At 46.7% G+C, this 15843-nt stretch carries 13 protein-coding genes; all 13 read right to left on the bottom strand.

Features of this window, described 5'->3' with window-relative positions; genetic code table 11:
• Nucleotides 1-19: 19 nt before the first annotated feature.
• Entirely contained in the window at nucleotides 20-1321 is a 1302-nt protein-coding gene (gene tilS, locus F5971_RS14470) for a tRNA lysidine(34) synthetase TilS (protein WP_193495642.1), read from the bottom strand.
• Nucleotides 1322-1338: 17 nt separating this feature from the next.
• Nucleotides 1339-2298: an acetyl-CoA carboxylase carboxyl transferase subunit alpha gene (gene accA / locus F5971_RS14465; protein ID WP_036508298.1), complete on the bottom strand. Its 960-nt coding sequence runs from the start codon at nucleotides 2296-2298 to the stop codon at nucleotides 1339-1341.
• Nucleotides 2299-2392: 94 nt separating this feature from the next.
• Nucleotides 2393-5896: a DNA polymerase III subunit alpha gene (dnaE, locus tag F5971_RS14460; protein WP_193495640.1), complete on the bottom strand. Its 3504-nt coding sequence runs from the start codon at nucleotides 5894-5896 to the stop codon at nucleotides 2393-2395.
• A 63-nt stretch (nucleotides 5897-5959) separates the two neighbouring features.
• Nucleotides 5960-6526 carry a ribonuclease HII gene (gene rnhB / locus F5971_RS14455; protein ID WP_237748515.1) on the bottom strand — a complete coding sequence of 189 codons (567 nt, stop codon included), beginning with the start codon at nucleotides 6524-6526 and terminating at the stop codon, nucleotides 5960-5962.
• On the bottom strand, nucleotides 6519-7706 hold the full coding sequence (gene lpxB / locus F5971_RS14450; protein WP_036508292.1) for a lipid-A-disaccharide synthase: 1188 nt from the start codon (nucleotides 7704-7706) through the stop codon (nucleotides 6519-6521). Before lpxB ends, rnhB begins: the two co-directional genes overlap by 8 nt.
• A gap of 15 nt (nucleotides 7707-7721) precedes the next feature.
• Nucleotides 7722-8492, bottom strand: coding sequence for an acyl-ACP--UDP-N-acetylglucosamine O-acyltransferase (gene lpxA / locus F5971_RS14445; protein WP_081763723.1), 771 nt, complete (start codon nucleotides 8490-8492; stop codon nucleotides 7722-7724).
• Between the two features lie 2 nt (nucleotides 8493-8494).
• A complete protein-coding gene (gene fabZ, locus F5971_RS14440; RefSeq protein WP_081763722.1) occupies nucleotides 8495-8932 on the bottom strand; it encodes a 3-hydroxyacyl-ACP dehydratase FabZ in 438 nt (145 codons plus the stop codon).
• A gap of 13 nt (nucleotides 8933-8945) precedes the next feature.
• On the bottom strand, nucleotides 8946-9983 hold the full coding sequence (gene lpxD / locus F5971_RS14435; protein WP_036508287.1) for a UDP-3-O-(3-hydroxymyristoyl)glucosamine N-acyltransferase: 1038 nt from the start codon (nucleotides 9981-9983) through the stop codon (nucleotides 8946-8948).
• Between the two features lie 10 nt (nucleotides 9984-9993).
• Nucleotides 9994-10488: an OmpH/Skp family outer membrane protein gene (locus F5971_RS14430; protein WP_193495637.1), complete on the bottom strand. Its 495-nt coding sequence runs from the start codon at nucleotides 10486-10488 to the stop codon at nucleotides 9994-9996.
• A 14-nt stretch (nucleotides 10489-10502) separates the two neighbouring features.
• Nucleotides 10503-12848, bottom strand: a complete 2346-nt coding sequence (gene bamA / locus F5971_RS14425) for an outer membrane protein assembly factor BamA (RefSeq protein WP_193495635.1) — start codon at nucleotides 12846-12848, stop codon at nucleotides 10503-10505.
• 46 nt (nucleotides 12849-12894) lie between these two features.
• A complete protein-coding gene (rseP, locus tag F5971_RS14420) occupies nucleotides 12895-14247 on the bottom strand; it encodes an RIP metalloprotease RseP (protein WP_193495632.1) in 1353 nt (450 codons plus the stop codon).
• Nucleotides 14248-14272: 25 nt separating this feature from the next.
• Nucleotides 14273-15082, bottom strand: coding sequence for a phosphatidate cytidylyltransferase (locus F5971_RS14415; protein WP_193495630.1), 810 nt, complete (start codon nucleotides 15080-15082; stop codon nucleotides 14273-14275).
• A complete protein-coding gene (gene uppS, locus F5971_RS14410) occupies nucleotides 15075-15839 on the bottom strand; it encodes a polyprenyl diphosphate synthase (protein ID WP_081763721.1) in 765 nt (254 codons plus the stop codon). The genes F5971_RS14415 and uppS overlap by 8 nt, the downstream gene beginning before the upstream one ends.
• Nucleotides 15840-15843 lie beyond the last annotated feature (4 nt).

Genomic DNA, 15843 nt, shown 5'->3' with positions numbered 1-15843 from the left:
TGGAGGGGTAAAGATGGTATTACACAGTAGCAAAAAAAGGCTCTTCAGACAATCCAAAAGGATGCCATATCACGCGAAGATTGCATTCATTTGGCCAATTATCTGTAAAACAGACACTTGGCACAGCGACTAGCGTATCACCCATCATCAATACGGGCCAATTTTCTCTCCACCAGGGTGGAATGCCCTTTTCTTGTAACAGCTGCTTTAAGCTAACCGATCCACCTCGCCCACGAGGCCGAAGTCGTTCACCGCCTTGACGGTAGATGAGCGTTACCGAACCGATTGCCAAGCATTCGCCTTCGATCGTTAGAATACCTGTTTCTAGCGTATAAGTCCCTGCTACCATATTCAATTGACGCTCAAATACCTCAATCGACGGTAACGTTAGGGGCAAATAAAACAAATGCTGCCGATAGCCGCAAATTCGATGTGTTTTGGAAACTTGAACAGACGCCGATGAGGACGGCTGCTCGCACAACAACTGTTTTCGGATGGATTGAAGACTTGACTCATCCAACTCCCCTCCCCGCTGGTGAATCCAATAACGCAAAACGTTGTGCTGGCGCGGAATGGATAAGCGCAATAAGGGAGCAACACTTATCGACTCACACTTGCTTAACAAACTGTGTAAATCCTGTTGCGCCACTTCAACTAAAACCTTGTCTGCTTCGGTCATATAACTCGCTGTTTTAGCAAGTCGTCCCACCACTTGAGGCCAACGCGTTTGCAACTCGGGCAGTACGCGCAGTCGAATATAATTCCGCGCATAGTCCTCCTGTTTGTTCGATGGGTCCTCGATCCAGTTCAGGTGCTGCTCATGCGCCCAAGCCTCAAGTGTTCTTCGCGAAACTGATAAAAAAGGCCTTAGTATTTTGCTTGAATAAAAAGGCCGTTCCGCTGGGATCGCCGCCAAACCACGCACACCCGCCCCACGTACTAACCGATATATCAGTGTTTCGGCTTGATCATCGGCATGATGGGCCATAAGCAATGCATCACCCTCACCTAAATGATCTGCAAATGCTTGATAACGGGCATTTCGTGCATCTTGCTCTGATGACGATAAAGGTGAAACGATTACGCAGACAAAGGCAACATTCAGCTCAGTACAACGCTGTCGGCAATGTTCGGACCAAGCCACCGCACCATCTTGAAGTTGATGATTCACGTGAATAGCAAGCAGCGACGAAACAGGAAATGCTTGAGTGGCAGCACTGAGCAAGACTTCGGAGTCTAAACCGCCACTGTACGCAATCACCCAGCGCCTGACATCAGGATGTGCTCCGGCTAACGCCTGCAAAGCCACCACTGGGTTCATACTCTACAACCTAACAATCAGAGCTTATCAGCCCCATAGGACATTAAACGCGCATAACGTCTTTCTAGGAGTTGCTCCTGATCCAATGAACGAAGTCTAGCCAAACTAGACTGCAACGCTTCTTTTACGCGTTTGGCCATTTCGGCAGGATCTCGGTGCGCTCCCCCTAAGGGTTCGGGAATGATCTGGTCAACCAAGCCCAGCTCATGCAGGCGTTCAGAGTTAATCCCCATGGCTTTAGCGGCATCGGGTGCACGCTCTGCGCTTTTCCAAAGAATAGAAGCACAGCCTTCAGGCGAAATAACGGAATAAGTGCCATATTGCAACATCAACAATTCATCGCAAACACCTATCGCCAATGCACCACCCGAACCACCCTCACCAATAACGGTAGAGATGATGGGTGTATTAAGACGTGACATACGTGCAAGGTTAAATGCAATGGCTTCGGACTGCCCACGCTCTTCTGCATCGATACCAGGATAAGCACCCGGCGTGTCAATGAAGGTAAACAATGGCATCTTAAAGCGCTCGGCCATCTCCATGACACGCAGAGCTTTTCGGTAGCCTTCTGGACGCGGCATACCAAAGTTGCGCCTTACTTTCTCCTTCACGTCGCGCCCTTTTTGATGGCCAATCAGGACAACAGGTTCTCCATCAAGGCGCGCTATGCCACTGACAATAGCTGCATCATCGGCAAAATGCCGATCACCATGCACTTCATCAAAATCATCAAACGCCAGCGCAATGTAATCCAGAGTATACGGGCGCTGAGGGTGACGAGAGAGCTGTGACACTTGCCATGCGCTCAAATCAGAGAAAATTGAGCGAGTCAGCTTACGGCTCTTCTCCTGCAGATTATCAATTTCTTCTGACAGATTGAGATCCGCATTATTGGCACCGACATGGCGTAACTCATTGATTTTGGCCTCCAGCTCGGCGATGGGCTGTTCAAAATCGAGGTAGTTAGGATTCATGCGCTTCAGTTCTACATTAATTAAGGTTAAAAAATTTAAACAGTTTTACGATTTTACCTGCAGATTCATCTGATCTCCAGTCCAATCCTGCCCCTTACGGCCAACGCAATTCGACCGCATCATTACCAAATATTTCTTTAAGTGCAAGCAATTGCTCATCACTCGGCTCTAACTGCCAGTCAGTACCCAGCACTATTACCCCTTCGGCGTCTTTCCGTGAGAAACGAAGATGCACAGGGAGACGCTCCGAATCATATCGATTTTGCTCCATTTGTGTTTTTAAATACTGAAGCGTTTGACGGTGCAACACGCGCTCATCACAGCATACTTGCAATGCCAAGGCCTGCTTAGCTCGGGCTTGCACAATGCTCATCACCGTTTGCCCACGCACCTTAATGCCGCCATTATACTCATCGTTCGCAACCTCACCTTCAATGATGAGGACTTTATCCTTGGCAACAAAGCCTTTGGCAGCCTCATAGGCTTCACCAAAGAGCGTGACTTCCATTCGTGCGCTGCGATCATCAAGCGTAACAAAACACAGAGTGTCGCCTTTCTTAGTCTTCTTTAACCGTAAATCAACCACCAATCCTGCCATTTTTTGTGAGCGCCCTTTTTGTGGTTGAATTTCCACCAAGCGCCTACTAATCATTCGTGACAGTTCTTTTTCATATTCATCAATTGGGTGCCCGGTCACATAGAGTCCCAGGGTTTCTTTTTCACCAAGCAAGCGCTCTTTATCTGTCCACTCACGGACTTTTTGATAATCGGCATATGGATCACTCGGGGTTTCCGCCTCGACATCTCCGAATAAATCAAACATGCCGGCATCTTGATTACGCGCGGCCTGATCGGCTGCTTGCAGGGCTGGACTGATCGCATTCCAAAGAACGGCGCGCCCCACATTTCCTAAACTGTCTAGCGCACCACAACGCACGAGCGCTTCCATCACTCGCTTATTTAACTTTTTAGCACCTACACGTGCACAAAAATCAAAAATATCGGTAAAAGGGCCGCCCTGCTGACGGGCCGTAACAATCGCCTCGACGGGCCCCTCACCCACCCCTTTTACGGCACCTAGACCATAAATAATGTCGCCCGCCTCATTGACCGTAAACATAAATTCACTGGTATTGACATCGGGTAAGCGTAGCGTCAACTTCATCTGCCGACACTCTTCAATAAACACAACAACCTTATCTGTGTTCTGCATATCGGACGACAGTACTGCCGCCATGAAGGGTGCGGGGTAATAGGTTTTTAACCAGGCTGTCTGATAGGACACGAGCGCATAGGCAGCAGAGTGTGACTTGTTAAAACCGTAGCCTGCGAACTTTTCAACCAAGTCAAAGATATTTCCCGCAAGCCCTACATCAATGCCTTGTTTAGCCGAGCCATCCAAAAAGAACTGACGTTGTTTTTGCATTTCTTCGGGTTTTTTCTTACCCATGGCACGGCGCAGCAAGTCTGCCTCACCCAGCGTATAGCCCGCCATCACCTGAGCAATCTGCATGACTTGTTCTTGGTAGAGAATAATCCCGTAGGTTGGCTCAAGTACTGGCTGAAGGCTGTCTAATTGATAATCTGGGTGAGGCCATGCAAGTGCTGCTCGACCATGCTTACGGTTGATAAAGTCATCAACCATGCCTGATTGCAATGGACCTGGTCTGAACAAGGCCACCAATGCGATAATGTCTTCAAAACGGCTCGGCTGAAGACGACGAATCAAGTCTTTCATCCCGCTCGACTCAAGCTGAAATACAGCGGTGGTTTCAGCCCGTTGCAACAGCTTAAAGACGGCTTGATCTTCTAGGTCAATTCCTTCGATCCGTAAATCGTCTTTCCCCTGTTGGCGTCTTAATGTATTAATGGTTTTAAGCGCCCAATCAATGATGGTCAGCGTTCTTAAGCCTAAAAAGTCAAACTTGACCAGCCCCGCTTCCTCAACATCGTTTTTATCATATTGGGTAACTAGGCCTTGTCCTTCCTCATCACAATAGGTCGCGGAAAAGTCAGTCAATTTGGTCGGCGCTATGACGACGCCTCCAGCGTGCTTACCAACGTTCCGAGTGACTCCTTCTAGCTTGAGAGCCATTTCCCAGATTTCGGCAACATCTTCACTCGATTCAATATACTCTTTAAGCGCAGGCTCTTGCTCAATCGCTTTTTCCAGCGTCATACCCACTTCAAATGGAATGAGTTTTGAAAGCCGATCTGCCATACCAAATGGCTTACCCTGCACCCTCGCAACGTCCCTTACAACCGCCTTGGCCGCCATCGTTCCGAAGGTGATAATTTGCGAAACCGCTTCACGGCCATAGGCTTCTGCCACGTAATCGATTACCCGGTCTCGATTATCCATACAGAAATCGATATCAAAGTCAGGCATCGAAACACGCTCGGGGTTCAAAAAGCGCTCGAAAAGTAAGTCGTACTCAAGTGGGTCCAAGTCTGTTATTTTTTGAGCATAGGCAACAAGGGAGCCCGCTCCCGAACCACGCCCTGGACCCACAGGAATGCCGTTATCCTTTGCCCACTGGATGAAGTCCATAACGATTAGAAAATAGCCTGGAAACCCCATTTGAATGATGATGTTTAGTTCGAAGTCTAAACGATCAAAATAGACTTGGCGCTTAGACTCATACTCAGGGTCATCTTTTCGTAAGATAAATTCAAGACGCTCTTCCAAACCCTCACAGGAGACTTTTCTAAAATAGTCGTCCATTGTCATTCCGTCAGGAATGGGGTACTCAGGAAGGTAGTAGGTACCTAACTCGACGTCTATGCTGCAACGTCTGGCAATCTCAACCGTATTTTCTAAAGCACTCGGCAAATCCGAAAACAAGCGCGCCATCTCATCTGCGCTTCGGAAATACTGCTGATCGGAATAGTCTTTAGGGCGGGAAGCATCGTCAAGCGCCCGTCCTTGATTGATGCAAACCCTTGCTTCATGAGCCTCAAAGTCATCTGCTTTTAAGAACATCACTTCATTGGTTGCAACCAATGGGCATGCAAACTGATTCGCAAGCGCGACACTGGCATGAAGCCACTCTTCATCTCCAGGCCGTCCTGTCCGTTGAACCTCCAGATAGTAGGCATCAGGGAATACATTCATCCAGTATTGAAGCGACTCTTCAGCCAGGGCGGAATTACCTGCCAAGACCGCACGCCCAACATCACCTTTTGTTGCACCGGACAGCGCTATCAGGCCTTCTGCTTTTTCTGCAATCCACTCTCGGCGAACAACTGCTCTACCGGGAAATAAATTTTGCCCTTCAGAATAGGCCCTTGATACCAACTCCATTAAATTTTTATAGCCTTTACGATTTTTGATCAGCAAGGTGAATTGAAAAGGGTCTGCACGATCATCCTGTGGGTTCACCACCCAAAAATCAACACCACAAATGGGTTTAATTCCGGCCCCTAACGCAGCCTTATAGAATTTGATGAGCGCATAGAGGTTCGTTTGATCCGTTACGGCGACCGCAGGCATACCAGCCGCTTGTGCTTGGGCGACCAATTTTTTGATACGGACAAGACCGTCGTAAAGCGAATATTCCGTATGAACGCGCAGGTGCACAAAGGAGGGTGTAGACATTTCGATTTTCCCATATTGAACACGTGGATCAAAGTTGAAGCGAATTGAGCAATCTGCTCCGCATTATGATTCGAGCAATACACGGACGGGCTTAAAGCTCCGCCGGTGCTCTTCGATGGGACCATACTCACGTAACGCGAGGAGATGTGCCTTGGTTGGATACCCCTTATGCTGGGCAAACCCATACATAGGATAGCGCTCATCTAACGCTTGCATTTCACGATCCCGAACCACCTTCGCTAAAATAGAGGCCGCACTGATTTCTGCAATTTGGTCATCTCCACCGACAATTGCTCTACTTTCATACGGCAAACTCGGACAGCGATTGCCATCTATCAGTACAAGATCCGGCGCAATCGAAAGCCCTTCAACAGCTCGAGTCATCGCCAACATCGTTGCCTGCAAGATGTTTAATGCATCTATTTCCGTAGGTGTGGCATAGGCAATTGCATAGCTGAGTGCCTTTTCACAGATTTCATCAAACAGTGCTTCTCGTTTTTTTTTGGTCAGTTTTTTTGAGTCCCGCAAGCCAATAATCGGACGCTCTGGATCCAATATTACAGCTGCCGTCACAACATTTCCGACTAAAGGGCCTCGCCCAACCTCATCAACACCAGCAATCCTAGACATTTCGAACCTCAACATCTGTAGCCAGTCGTTGCTTATCTTGCATTAGGGATATGACCGCTGCGGCTGCTTTTTCACTCGCATTCTGACGAAGTTTATGATGAATTTCGGTAAAACGATCAACCAGCGAGGCTCGATAAGCTGTGTTTTCAAGGGATTGCAATAGGGCTTCACTTAACAGATTGGGTGTTGCTTTCTGTTGCAGGAGCTCTGGCACCAAGGTTTGTTGTGCCAAAAGATTGGGCAATGACACCCACTGACTTGTAATCATTCTTGATAATATACAATAGGTGATAGGCGACAAACGGTAAGCAACTACCATCGGCTTTTTATAAAGCATAGCTTCAAGTGTGGCCGTACCTGACGCGATTAAAATCGCATCGCTTGCTTCCATCGCAATTTGGGACTGTTTGAGCAACAACTGCACATTCAGCTCAGAAAACTCGTCTGAAATAAGCGTTTGCAGCTCCTGATATCGCTTTTGATTCGCAGCTGGCAACACAAAAACAAGATCTGGATCCTGTTTAGTGAGCATCTGTGCTGTTTGCAAGAACACTTTCGCGAGCTGCGAAACTTCACTTTTACGGCTTCCAGGTAGCAAGGCCACAACACGCTTATCCAGTGCAATTTTCAAAAGGGACTTGGCATGCTCGGCATTCGGAAGTAGAGGAATATCATCGGCAAGCGGATGGCCAACAAAAGCAACTCTCTGTTGGTGCTGCTCGTAGAAGGCGGCTTCAAATGGCAGCAAAGTCAGCATCAGGTCTGTGCTTCGTTTGATTTTGAAAATACGTTTTTTACGCCATGCCCAAACGGAAGGACTGACATAATGAACCGTTGCAATTCCTGACGCTTTCAAGTGCTCTTCAAGACCTAGTGTAAAGTCAGGGGCATCTATTCCAATAAAAACATCTGGCGGGTTTTGCTTCCAGTGCTCGGCTAAACGCTTGCGCAGCTTCAGAAGTTCAGGCAAACGCCCTAGCACTTCTGTTAGTCCCATCACAGATAAGCGTTCCATTGGATAGAGACTGCGAAGCCCTTCTTCCAGCATCAAATCTCCACCGATGCCTTCAATGTCGATGTTGGAAAAATGACACTTTAATGCTTTCAACAGCCCCGCACCTAGGATATCGCCGGATGCTTCACCAGCGACTATAGCAATTTTAACCCTTTTTGAATTCACTCGCTTACCACACCCCTAACGGATGATTCCTCGTTCTGATCCCTCTAAAGAATCAATCAACACGTTTAAAGCAGGTTCCGCTTGAGAGCTTTGCTTGAGACGTGCAATGGCCTCATCAAGGGTCAAACCTTGTCGATAGATGACTTTATACGCCCTACGTATTTCAGCAAGGGTCTCGCTACCGAATCCCCTACGCTTTAAGCCCTCAGAATTAATACCGTGTGGCGTGGCAGAATTTCCGCTGGCCATGACATAAGCAGGTATGTCTTTCAGCACAACGGTACCAGCGCCACACATGACATGGGCACCGATTTGGCAAAACTGATGCACAGCCGTAAAACCACCAAGTATCGCATAATCCTGAACGCTCACATGCCCTGCAAGCGCAGCATTATTGGCCAGAATAACATGGTTGCCGACCCTGCAATCATGGGCAACGTGCACATAAGCCATGAATAAATTATGACTGCCAATCAAGGTCAAACCTTGATCTTGAATTGTGCCTCGATGAACCGTGCAACCTTCGCGAAAGACATTAAAGTCACCAATCTCTAGACGGGTGGGTTCACCGCGGTATTTTTTATCTTGGCACTCTTCTCCAATACTGGCGAATTGAAAAAAACGGTTACCCTTACCAATACGCGTTGGACCTTTGATAACAACATGTGACTCAATCTGCGTATCTTCGCCAATTTCAACATCAGGCCCAATGTAGGACCAAGGTCCAACTTTAACATTGACTGCTAACTTTGCACTCGGATCGATAATTGCCGTCGGATGAATCAAACTCACACCTTCCTATCTGCACATAAAATCGTCGCACTGCAGACGATTGCGCCATCAACGGTTGCTTTAACGGCAAACTTCCAGATACCACGTCGCTCAGATAAAACCTGAGCTTCTAACTTGACTTGGTCTCCAGGCACAACAGGACGCTTGAAGCGTAAATCGTCCGCGCCTACAAAGTAGTATATAGATCCGTCTTCTGGCGTTTTATCCATTGTTTTGAAACCCAAAATCCCCGCCGCCTGCGCCATGGCTTCGACTAAAAGAACGCCTGGCATCACGGGATGATCAGGAAAATGTCCATTAAAAAAGGGCTCGTTAACAGTTACATTTTTAATCGCAACGATAGACTCGCCAGGCACTAGCTCAAGCACACGATCCACCAACAAAAATGGATAGCGGTGTGGTAGATATTTACGGATTTCTTTTACATCCATCATTTGATATTAAACCTTATTCGTTGTCTTCTGCTAGTGTCTGTTCAAGCTTACGTACCCGTTTAGCCAGCTCGTCCAACTGCCGGAAACGCACTACGTTACGCTTCCATTGCTGATGAGGTTCCTGACCCGTTCCAGATGAGTAAGCTCCTGCTTTATCAATTGATTTACTGACCAACGTCATGGCCGTAATATGCGTATTATCCGCTATTTCAAGGTGTCCTGTAATCCCTGACATTCCGGCAATCGTACAATATTTGCCAATACGAGTACTGCCAGCAACGGCGGTACCCCCTGCGATAGCGGTGTGCTCACCTATTTGAACGTTATGCGCTATCTGGATTTGATTATCCAGTTTGACGCCTTTTTCGATGACAGTATCCGCTAGCGCCCCTCGATCAATGGTAACACTCGCCCCTATTTCAACATCATCGCCTACTCTCACGCCACCCAACTGACAGATTTTCACCCATTGCCGCTGCTCTTTCGCAAATCCAAATCCATCCGCACCCAAAACGCTGGCACTATGAATCAAGACCCGCTCACCCAAATGAACATTAGGGTACAGCGTCACATTGGCCTCTAATCGACAAGCATCGCCTACTATAGAATGCGAACCTATCACTGAGTTCGGACCGATATACACGTTGGCGCCAATCTTAACTCCGGCCTCAATAACGACATTGGCGCAAATCTGGGCCGACTCATGAACAACAGCCGTTGGATCCACAATAGCCTGAGGTGAGATACCCGGCTGAGCTGGCCGACGCCAATCATAATGATGTGTCAGCTTTGCAAACGCCAAATAAGGGTCCGCTACTATCACGGCTGAGTTCTTAACTAGGTGGGCATAATCACTTGATACCAAAATCGCAGCTGCGCCACTTTCGCTAAGCTGGTGGATATATCGTGGATTCGCAAAGAAGGAAAGTTCACCTCTACCCGCAAGATTCAGGGTATTTAATCCATTGATTATCATCGCTGGATCACCCTGAATCCTACCTTCAACAATAGAGGCAAGAGTCTGCAAAGAAAAGCCGACCTCTGATGCCATCGGTTGTCGCTTACTGTCTATTTAAAAGTTCGATCACACGAGGTGTGATATCAATAGTGCTGCTAGCATATACCGTTGCTTGCTTTGCAAAGACAACATCTATTTTTTCATTTTCAATCAACGAACGAATGGCTTGATCCAGTTTAGGACGCATTGATGCCAAGAACTCTTGTTCACGCTCAATTTGTTTTTCGGCCATCGCTTCACCACGTGTTTGATATTCGGTGAAGGCTTTTTGGAATTGCAGATGTAGCTGCTCCATTTCCTGATCAGGAATGAGACCTTGATTTTGCTGAATACGATCTCGTACAGCAACCGCTTGACGCTCTAATTCAATCAACGCACGTTCTTCGGCCGCAAATTCTCGCTCCATTGACGCTCTAAAATCTTCAGCTGCCTTGGAGCTCAGTAATGCTTCCTGCACGCCTAACACACGGAATCTATCTGCAAACGCTTGACTGCTGAACACAAGCATCAACAGTATTAAAGTACCTTTAATTTTCATTACTTCCCCTTAAATCAGAATGACTGACCTAGTGCGAACTGGAACACTTCCGTTTCGTCACCAGATTTACTATTTAATGCCTTACTCAACGAGATTGATAAGGGACCTACAGGGGTAAGCCAACTCAAACCAACGCCTGCTGAATAACGCAAATCTCCAAAATCAACACCCTCTTTGCATGTATTTTGAGTTGCTCCCTTTAAACATTTGGTTGTAAATACGTTACCCGCATCCATAAATACCAAGGGGCGCCATGCAGTCTTATCTTTTAAGAAGGGCATTGGAAAAATCAACTCAGCACTACCTGACACTAATACGTTTCCGCCCATCGAACGCTGGGCACTGCTGACATTTCCACGGCTATAACGAGGGCCTAAGCTATTTGCTTCAAATCCACGCACAGAGGTTAAACCGCCTGCGAAGTAGTTTTTGAAGAAGGGGAAATCTTTATCACCGTAAGTATCCGCATAACCGACACGGCTTCTCAGCGAAGCTATCCAGGTTTCATCACTATTGATTGGCCAGTAAAAACGATTGTTATACTGGGCACGATAGTAATCCAAATCACTTCCAGGAATGGAAACTTCTAAGCTCGCCCCTTGTGAACGGCCTTTGGTCGGGAAAAATCCACGATTCAGGCGATTGTCACTCCAACCTGCCGTCAACTTCCAGTTGAGGTACTCATCACCATTGTCTTGGGTGAAACGATTAATAACATCAAACACTTCAGTGCCTTGAAGGGCAAGGTTATTTTTTAGACGTAGGAACTCAACATCACCTGAAAAGCTCAAACGCTGAAAGTCATCTATCGGATAACCAAAGGTAATACCGCCACCAAACGAATCTGTATTGTAATCACCACGATCATCTTCGTCGAAGTTTTCTTCTCTGTAAAACACGTTAAACCCACGACTCACACCATCGACTGTGAAGAAGGGATCTAAGTAGTTAAAGCTATACTCTGTTAAGGTTGAGCTGTTTGAGACATTAAACGCAACACTCTTACCTGAGCCCAAGAAGTTTTCTTGGGAAACACCCAATTGCAAGATAATCCCTTCACTTTGTGAGAAGCCGATACTTGCGCTTAACTGTCCTGACTGCTGCTCTTCAACAATAAACTCTAAATCGATTTGATCATCTGTGCCGGCAACTGGGCGCGTTTCAACATTCACAGAGCGGAAATATCCAGTACGCTCGATACGTGTTTGCGAACGCTCGATAGCCGCACTTGATACCACACCGGCTTCCATCTGTTCAACTTCGCGACGAATGACTTCATCAGCGGTACGTGTGTTACCCCGTATACCGATACGACGCACATAGGTTTGCTTACCTGGTTCGATAAAATAACGAATCGATACCGTGTTATCGTCATTGATTTCAGGGATTGGGCTCACATTCGCAAACATGTAGCCTTGATCGCCAAGTAAACGAACAAGACGCTCTTGTGAATCGGTCATTTCTCTGCGCGAGAACACATCACCTGCGGTCATACTGAGCTTGGATTGAAGCACGTCGTCAGATACCACTAGATTTCCGACAAACACAACATCTGCCACTTTAAATTGCTCACCTTCGGTGATATCAACCGTGATAAAGACGTCTTGCTTATCCGGCGACAAAGCAACTTGCGTCGAGTCAATTGAGAAGTTGATATAACCGCGGTCTAAGTAGTAAGAGCGTAAACGCTCTAGATCCCCAGACAGTTTTTCACGAGAATACTGATCGGACTTCGTGTAAAAAGACCAAAAATTCGGCAACTGAAGGGTAAACAGATCCGTCAATTCTTTATCTGTAAAAACGGTGTTCCCCACAATATTTATATGACTGATGCTCGCCACACGGCCTTCAGTAATATTAATGTTCAATGCCACACGGTTACCCGGCAGGTTCTCAACTTCAGTGGTTATATCGGCACCGTAACGACCCTGCGTGGTGTAGACTCGCATTAAATCAAGTTCGATTTGATCAAGTGTTGCTCGACGGAAGATATCGCCCTCTTGAAGGCCTGACTGCTTCAAACCTTCGCGTAACTGTTCTTCCTTGATGGCCTTGTTGCCTTCAATGCGAATAATCGCAACGGCAGGTCGCTCACGCAAGACAAGTACTAGCACGTCATTTTCACGCACTAACTGCACATCTTCAAAGAATCCTGAACGAAAAAGTTGGCGAGTCGCGGCAGCAAGAGCCGCCCCATCCACTTGATCTCCGGTTGCGATAGGAAAATTACGGAAGACGTTGCCTGCGTCGACCTGCTGCAATCCTTCGACTCGAATATCATTGACCACAAAGACATTGTCTGAGTGGGCAGGTGCGACCCAAAGGAGTGAAACTAAAAACAATGTGAGCGTGCGTTTCATGCCAAAAATTCTTTTTGATAGTTTCAGTTAAAGTAGTCTCTACGCGTTAAAGACGAGCGATATCATTAATGATTGCAAGCGCCATAAGACTGAAAAGTAGGAACATCCCTATTTTCAGGCCAAACATCTGCACTTGCTCACTAACTGGCTTACCTCTAATCAGTTCAACCATATAATACATCAGATGACCGCCATCTAGCATCGGTATTGGAAGTAAATTCAAGATTCCAAGACTGATACTAAGGTAAGCAAGGAAGCTAATAAAGGTTTCCAAACCGGATGCTGCCGAATCCCCCGCCACTTTAGCAATGGTAATCGGTCCACTCAAGTTTTTTACAGAAATAACACCGACAATCATCTTTCGAATGGAATCCAAGGTCAACATAATCATCTGACCTGTTTTTTCAACCCCCATTTTTAAAGCGACAATCGGATTGTAGCGAACCTCTCGAATCATATCATCTGGCCAAGTGGTTGCTGCAACACCCGCACCTATGTATCCCGTTACAACACCTTGTTCACTGTGACGTGCAGCGGGCACAACATCAAATTCCAAACGTTCACCGTTACGTTCAACCAATATATTTAAGCGCTCACCCGCACTGCCCTGCACTTTTTCAACTAACTGCTGCCAGCTTTCAATCCACTCATCATTAACGGCCACAATGCGGTCACCCATTTTTAAACCCGACAATGCGGCTTGACCATCGTCTAACAACTGCCCCAAAACAGGTGCAACATCTGGCCTCCACGGCATAAATCCCATTGCAGTAATTGGTGATTCACGCTCAAGATCAACGCGCCAATTGTTTAATTCAACTTGGTATACCCGTTCACTGCGACCAGGCTCAGCAGCGATTACAGTCACTTGCCCTGTCTCACCTATCCTTGCCGCCAAGCGCAGATTAACCTGATCCCAAGAAACAACCTTATAGCCATCAACACTCAGAATTTCTTCACCCGGGTTTATACCGGCCATGGCCGCAGGCGATCCTGGACGCACATCACCCACTTTAGGAACAATAACCTGAGTTCCGACAACAAATAAAAACCAGTAGGCTAATACGGCAAACAACAAGTTCACGATAGGACCTGCGGCGACAATCGCAATTCGCTGCAACACAGGTTTGTTATTAAAGGCTTGATGTTTGAACTCAGGCGGAACATTCCCTTCACGTTCATCCAGCATGCTGACATATCCACCCAAGGGAATCATTGCAACGGCATAGACAGTATCATCACGGCCTTTCCAGCTAAACAAGGGCTTACCAAAACCAACAGAGAAACGCAGCACCTTGACACCACAACGCCGAGCAACCCAATAATGACCCCACTCGTGAATAGTCACCAGTATTCCCAACGTGACTAGGGTTGCTAAAAGTGTCTGCAATACGCCCATTAACCGTCTCTCAAATTATTTGCATTTAAAAAGGAGGTGCCATTTGTAGCCCGAACAAAAACACAGGGGCCGCCGCCGTTAAACTGTCGATTCGATCCAAGACTCCACCGTGCCCTGGAAGCAATGTGCCGCTGTCTTTAATTCCTCGCTCTCGCTTAAACATGCTTTCGAACAAATCACCCAAAACCGAAGCCATAGCGGTTACAATTGACAACAGAACCAAATAGACCAACGCTGCTCCAGTTAGTTCGTTCCATATCGAGAAGGATAGCGCAATAAACATACACACAGCCAAACCACCGACGAAGCCTTCAATCGTCTTCCCTGGGCTGACATTGGGCATCAACTTATGCTTTCCTAAGGCTCGACCCGCAAAATAGGCACCAGTATCCGCGCCCCAAACCAAGAGAAGCAATAGCAGTATTAACATTTCGCCATTGGGCATCTCTTTCAAGCGCACCAAAGCCAACCAAGCGGGTATTAAAACAAACATCCCAATAATAAGTTTATGCCCTCGTGCTCGCCATTTAATCTCGGAGGGGTAACGTAACACTAACACCAAAGCGCCTAACCAAAATGCAACCGCCGATATCGTAATAATGGCTGCAAGTGCATCATCCATCCCCACGAATAACAACAAGATTAAAACGGCCAACATCACAACATAGGCAATGCGCCCAATGGGCTTAAAGCGACAAAAGTTTGACCATTCCCAAGCACCATATACGGTTGCGGCCCCCACTATCAAAGAAAACAGCCACAATGGCGCCCACCAAACAGTGGCTAAAATCCCTACACCTAAAATAAGGCCTGTAATGAGTCGTTGTTTAAGCAATGTGATTAGCCTCTATCTGCTCACCGGTTTTACCGAATCGACGCTGACGCTGGCTATAGTCCTTAATTGCACTTGATAATTGGTGTTTATCAAAATCTGGCCAGTATGAATCACTGAAATAAAGTTCAGCATAGGCCATTTGCCAGATCAAAAAATTACTGATTCGTTTTTCCCCACCTGTTCGTATACAAAGATCAGGATCTGGGAAATTGGCTAGTGATGTAAAATCATGAAAAGTGGTTTCATTTATGTCAGATGGCGTCATCTGACTTTCGAGACAACGCTGCGCAATCAATTTTGCGGCATTCGTTATATCCCAGCGACCACCATAATTGGCAGCGACATTCAGAATCAACTTCGAATTATTTTCAGTCAATACTTCAGCCGCTTTCATTTTTTCTTGTAATTTCATTGAGAATCGAGAGCGATCACCAATGATATTTAAACGTATACCATGCTTGTTGAGTTTTTTAACCTCTCGATTTAACGAGATAAAAAACAAATCCATCAAGCCTCTAACCTCAGGCTCAGGACGCTTCCAGTTTTCACTGCTAAATGCAAACAAGGTTAATACACTAACACCTTCCTCTAGACACCCCTCAATGACACTGCGCACACTGGCTACACCCGCTTTATGGCCTGCCAATCCAGGTAAGCGGTGTTGCTTTGCCCAACGATTGTTTCCGTCCATAATGATTGCAATATGACGAGGTATACTCGTATTTGGGATCGATGTAAGAGTCATTTGATTAGACATAGTA

Origin of the sequence: Nitrincola alkalisediminis, assembly GCF_009821115.1 — a bacterium.
Lineage (GTDB): Bacteria > Pseudomonadota > Gammaproteobacteria > Pseudomonadales > Balneatricaceae > Nitrincola > Nitrincola alkalisediminis.
This window is presented reverse-complemented; position numbering and strand designations above follow the sequence as displayed.

Excerpts from the sequence above, each read along its gene's own strand:
- tilS (WP_193495642.1), bottom strand. The coding sequence starts at position 1,321 with ATGAACCCAGTGGTGGCTTTGCAGGCGTTAGCCGGAGCACATCCTGAT.
- accA (WP_036508298.1), bottom strand. The coding sequence starts at position 2,298 with ATGAATCCTAACTACCTCGATTTTGAACAGCCCATCGCCGAGCTGGAG.
- dnaE (WP_193495640.1), bottom strand. The coding sequence starts at position 5,896 with ATGTCTACACCCTCCTTTGTGCACCTGCGCGTTCATACGGAATATTCG.
- rnhB (WP_237748515.1), bottom strand. The coding sequence starts at position 6,526 with ATGTCTAGGATTGCTGGTGTTGATGAGGTTGGGCGAGGCCCTTTAGTC.
- fabZ (WP_081763722.1), bottom strand. The coding sequence starts at position 8,932 with ATGATGGATGTAAAAGAAATCCGTAAATATCTACCACACCGCTATCCA.
- lpxD (WP_036508287.1), bottom strand. The coding sequence starts at position 9,983 with ATGGCATCAGAGGTCGGCTTTTCTTTGCAGACTCTTGCCTCTATTGTT.
- F5971_RS14430 (WP_193495637.1), bottom strand. The coding sequence starts at position 10,488 with ATGAAAATTAAAGGTACTTTAATACTGTTGATGCTTGTGTTCAGCAGT.
- bamA (WP_193495635.1), bottom strand. The coding sequence starts at position 12,848 with ATGAAACGCACGCTCACATTGTTTTTAGTTTCACTCCTTTGGGTCGCA.
- rseP (WP_193495632.1), bottom strand. The coding sequence starts at position 14,247 with ATGGGCGTATTGCAGACACTTTTAGCAACCCTAGTCACGTTGGGAATA.
- uppS (WP_081763721.1), bottom strand. The coding sequence starts at position 15,839 with ATGTCTAATCAAATGACTCTTACATCGATCCCAAATACGAGTATACCT.